This is a genomic window from Clostridium sp. LS, assembly GCF_002760435.1.
Classification (GTDB): Bacteria; Bacillota; Clostridia; order Clostridiales; family Clostridiaceae; genus Clostridium.
In genome coordinates this window covers 1-4,401 of the sequence record NZ_AUUU01000178.1, presented here as the reverse complement: position 1 = coordinate 4,401, position 4,401 = coordinate 1, and the positions used below count along the sequence as shown (strand labels likewise).

Sequence of the window (4,401 nt, the reverse complement as noted above, 5' to 3'; positions counted from 1 at the left end):
ATATTTTATCACTTAAATTGCGCTATCGCTACGCGTCGATTCTTTGACGCTTACAACTAAATTAGAGATGGCCAATGAAGAATCTGCAATAAACGAAACGAGTATATCATCCATCGAAACGGAAAAGGCGTTTAAAGCTATAGATGATTCGGTTAATAATATAATCAAACAAATAGAGAATTTAATTGTCAGGATTAATAGTATAGATAATAATAAAGATGGAGTTGTAGAAAATGTAACTGATATATCAGCAATATCAGAAGAATCAGCATCCACAACTGAAGAGATATCTACTTCTATACAAGAGCAATCTGCTAGTATGGAGCAGATATCAGAATCAGCTAAAGATTTAAAGAAAATTTCAATTGAACTTCAAGAACTGATTGCTAAATTTAGAACCTAGTAAAAGAAAATATAGGTGTAGGCACATTTCTACACCTCTCTATAATATAAGTTTCATTCATTTCAGATTAAATTTGTAAATGTATAGAATTTAAAGTTTTAAATAATTGTATTTATACGATATTAAGGATTTATTAAAGTCTTAACCATACATATTAATATTATAGAATTAATCTCCTATTTGCCAATAAGCATATCGCTATCGCGAAAATGTTCGGTTAACCAATCATTTAAAAATTTCAATATTTCGGTAATTGCTGCATCTTGATTCTCATCTATAAGTCTAAAATCTACTTCATTAAGTTTTTTTATAAAAGCATCATGTTCAACTTTTTGACTAAACATTCTTTTATAATTTATACTTTTCATATAATCTTCTTCTGCATTAAAATGTAAGACTGTATATGATTTTAATTCATCTATCAATCCCATTATCTTATCATATTTATCTAGAGAGAATTCATTTGTCAAGAGATTATAAGTTTTATCTGCTAATTCAAAGAGAAACCTATGTTGATCATCAATAAAGTCTATTCCGATTTTATATTCTTTTTTAAAGTTATTACAGGATCTAATCGGTGAAAAGTCAAACTTATTAGATCCAGAAGCTATCACTGCAAGTCAGGAACTGGATGATGCTTTGAATGTATATAACAAATTGATCAGTCAAGTAGAAAAGTAAAACAAAGAGGAGAAATTTTAAAATTTCTCCTTGCAATATAATGAAATAAAAGTATATATTTGTTTATCATAGTAAAAGATATAGGATAAGAAATATAATTTAAATAATAAAATGTAGTAGGACATTAGTTTAAATTTTTTATGACTTTGTTGATAAATAGATTAACTAATTCAGGATCGAACTGAATTCCAGAATATTTTTTTAGTTCCGCAATAGCCTCATTTTTTGTAAATGCTTTTTTATAGGATCTTTCACTTGTCATGGATTCGTATGCATCTGCGATTGCTAAGATTCTAGCCATAAATGGAATTTCATCACCTTTAAGCCCTTTAGGATATCCTGCGCCGTTATACCTTCATGATGGCTAAGAACAGCTTCACTTAAGAACGATAAATCATTAGATGATGATATAATATGATAGCCAATTTGAGGATGCTTTTTCATTTCTGCCCATTCCTCATCATTAAGTTTGCCTTCTTTATTTAAAATACACTCACTTATGCCTATCTTTCCGATATCATGGATATCTCCTAAGATTTTAAGCTCTGAAATTTTATCCTCAGACATTTCCATAGATTTACCTACTTGCTCGCAAACTTTACTAATATTTCTAGAATGTATATCAGCTAGTCTACTTTTCTCATAGAGAGTATTTACAATTATTTTTAATGTTCTACTTTTTACACTTTTACTTTCTAACATTTTTACTTTATACATCATTTCTTCTGCATATGAGATTGATTTTAATATATCATCATCTTTGTTGTATTTAGTATCATATCCCAAGGAAATTGATATGTTTATAATCTCTTTGTCATATTTTTTACACTCATTTTTTATTTCTTTAACAACTTTTTTAACATCTTCACTCTTAGTTCTAGGCAATAAAATTATAAATTCATCGCCGCCCCATCTTACGATAATATCTTTATTCCTACAAACAGTCTTCATTATATTGGCAGCTGATATAAGCAATTTGTCACCCATTAAATGACCAAAAGCATCATTTGTTAGTTTCAAGCCATTAACATCGCCCATGATTATAGAAATAGGCAAATTATCCGCTATGTCAATACTTTTGATTTCCATATTAAAGAAGTTTCTATTATATACACCTGTTAGCCCATCGTGGTAAGTTATATGATTTAACTCTTTCTCTTGAGCAATCTTTTCAGTTATATCTTTAAAAGTAAACACTATACCATATGCTTTATCTTCGCTATCTTTAATTGTATATATATTATACGATATGGGAATTTCTTTTCCATTTTTTGACTTTAAAATTAGACTTTCATCACTCTTAATACTTTTTTCTTTATGTATGAGACTTAGTATGTTTTCAGTAAGTTTAGTATTACCGGAGTTATCCTGTACATTAAAAACATGAAATATTTTATTCATCAAAACATCGTCTTCCTTAAATTTGGTTATTTTTTCTCCGGAGATATTCATCATAATAATATTTCCATCTAAATCTGTAACTATAAGACCATCATCTAATGATAAGAGTGTGCTCTTAAATAATTCTCTTTCTTTTACTTCTTTTGTTATATAAATTAAATAACTAACTACATAATATTTTTTATGAGAAAATATTTTTCATGAGAAAATATTTTTACCTTATACCATCTATTTAAATCTTCTAAATATGCGTCAAATTCAAGTTCTCCACTATTTAGTGCAATATTTTCGTAATGTTTTACCAAGGCAAAATTATTACCTTTCATATTGGGGAATAAATCTAATATTTTTTTGCCGATAATCTGTTCTTTGTTTAGTCCTGTTATTACCTCAAACGCATTATTAATTTCTATGTATTCAAAATTTTGAGGAGTTATGTCAGTATCCAAAATTATTTTATGTAGGGTATATCCATAGGGAGCGTTTTCTAATAGTTTTTTATAATTAATATTAATCATAGATAATCTCGTCCTTTCTTTTATATATTAAATGCAGCAAATTAAGGCAACTTTAAGAAATATTTAATACCTAAAATTAAATGATAGTTTTATAATTTATCTTAAATTTAATATTATTGGGTTATAAAGTATTTATAAGTAAATATAATTCTATTCTTTAATTAAAAATTCCTTTATTATTTTCATTAATTGATTTAAAAATAATTTATATGAATAAAACAAATAAGAAGGAGGAGGTCAATACTATTATAATTTTATAATTGTCATAGTTTAGACCACAGCATCTAATTGCCTAATGATATTTTCAACTTCTTGAGCGGTTAAATAACAAGTATATTCATCATTAATTTATATGTTTATAGTTTGAAATTGTAAATCTCTCGAACAAATAGAGTTTATGTAATTATCACTCCTACCTAAAAGATAATCTATACTGCAATCAAAATAGGCAGCAATTTTAATTAATATATACTAAATAAGGATAAATATGTCGGAATTGAAATATACTTTGTAAATCATAAAATAGAAATAAGGAAGAAAAGTTTAAGGCATGGACTAAAATATTTATTGCATACATATCTCCAATATAATGCTTAACTGCTAGTCCTTTTTAGTAACGGCGTTATTTGGGTAAAAAAATCCAATCACTAAAAATAATAAGATTACACAAATGAAGTGCACATTATATAATGTAAATTATCTAAAAGATCAATAAAGGGATACAAAAATATAACTTATAATACCAAAAGCAAGTGAGGTATAACTATAAGTAGAAAGAGAATATAAATGTATCCTTATGAAACAGTGTAATTAAGTGGGAGTTACCCCCTACTTAATTATACTTGTTTTTTATTATTTTTCTTTTCACGGTAATATTCAGGTTCTTTATTGCAGTATGGGCAAGGTGTAATAATTTCATATCCAGAAACATCTAATGCCTGATTATGAATTTGCGATAGTGATAATCCTGTATTTTCTAAACTCTCCCATTCTTTATCATAGGCATAATCATCAAGACATGGTTTATATTTTCCAGTGTTATGACATTTGATATATTCCATATGCATATTGCTTTTCAAATATTTCTTGGTAAATTCCACTATAAGAAATATGATTATTCAATAAAAAATTGAGCAGAGTAATCATTATAAATTAAACTAAAAATTAGAATTCATTAAGGGTAAAATCTTAGTCATTCCAATTTTTGATTTTATAGTCCTTGTTCGTAGCTTTCTATCATTTTCTTTACCATTTCCTTACCAACACTACAATTTTGTCTTAAAGAAAGATTTTCTTTATCTGTGTAAGAGTGCTTTTGAAGTCCTATTTCGTAACCTCAGTTTTTAATCTGTTTAAATCTTCCTTTGCTTCTGATACTAAAGTTCTATCAATTCACTA

5 protein-coding genes and 2 pseudogenes are annotated in these 4,401 nt (G+C 26.8%); 2 read left to right on the top strand and 5 right to left on the bottom strand.

Annotated features, from left to right (window positions below; all coding sequences use genetic code 11):
• Positions 1–43 precede the first annotated feature (43 nt).
• Complete coding sequence (locus COL3_RS25565) at positions 44–403, top strand: hypothetical protein (protein ID WP_035282342.1); 360 nt, start codon at positions 44–46, stop codon at positions 401–403.
• Positions 404–579: 176 nt separating this feature from the next.
• On the opposite strand, the gene COL3_RS25560 is transcribed toward COL3_RS25565, so the two are convergent.
• Positions 580–978, bottom strand: coding sequence for a hemerythrin family protein (locus tag COL3_RS25560; RefSeq protein ID WP_035282352.1), 399 nt, complete (start codon positions 976–978; stop codon positions 580–582).
• Between COL3_RS25560 and COL3_RS25555 the strand changes: the two genes are divergently transcribed.
• A complete protein-coding gene (locus tag COL3_RS25555) occupies positions 935–1,084 on the top strand; it encodes an aspartyl-phosphate phosphatase Spo0E family protein (protein WP_078116076.1) in 150 nt (49 codons plus the stop codon). The genes COL3_RS25560 and COL3_RS25555 overlap by 44 nt on opposite strands.
• Positions 1,085–1,208: 124 nt before the next feature.
• Here COL3_RS25555 and COL3_RS29445 read toward each other — a convergent pair.
• The 4 genes and pseudogenes from COL3_RS29445 to COL3_RS25540 all read right to left on the bottom strand — a co-directional run bounded on the left by COL3_RS29445 (position 1,209) and on the right by COL3_RS25540 (position 4,395).
• Positions 1,209–2,569: pseudogene (locus COL3_RS29445) on the bottom strand (HD domain-containing phosphohydrolase).
• 83 nt (positions 2,570–2,652) lie between these two features.
• On the bottom strand, positions 2,653–3,003 hold the full coding sequence (locus COL3_RS29440) for a PAS domain S-box protein (RefSeq protein WP_008419149.1): 351 nt from the start codon (positions 3,001–3,003) through the stop codon (positions 2,653–2,655).
• A gap of 836 nt (positions 3,004–3,839) precedes the next feature.
• On the bottom strand, positions 3,840–4,064 hold the full coding sequence (locus tag COL3_RS25545) for a hypothetical protein (RefSeq protein WP_078115959.1): 225 nt from the start codon (positions 4,062–4,064) through the stop codon (positions 3,840–3,842).
• 149 nt (positions 4,065–4,213) lie between these two features.
• Positions 4,214–4,395: pseudogene (locus tag COL3_RS25540) on the bottom strand (alpha/beta-type small acid-soluble spore protein).
• Positions 4,396–4,401: the final 6 nt, after the last annotated feature.

Bases quoted from the DNA above. Each gene is read 5' to 3' on its own strand.
- COL3_RS29440 (WP_008419149.1), bottom strand. From the start codon at position 3,003: ATGATTAATATTAATTATAAAAAACTATTAGAAAACGCTCCCTATGGA.
- COL3_RS25545 (WP_078115959.1), bottom strand. From the start codon at position 4,064: ATGGAATATATCAAATGTCATAACACTGGAAAATATAAACCATGTCTT.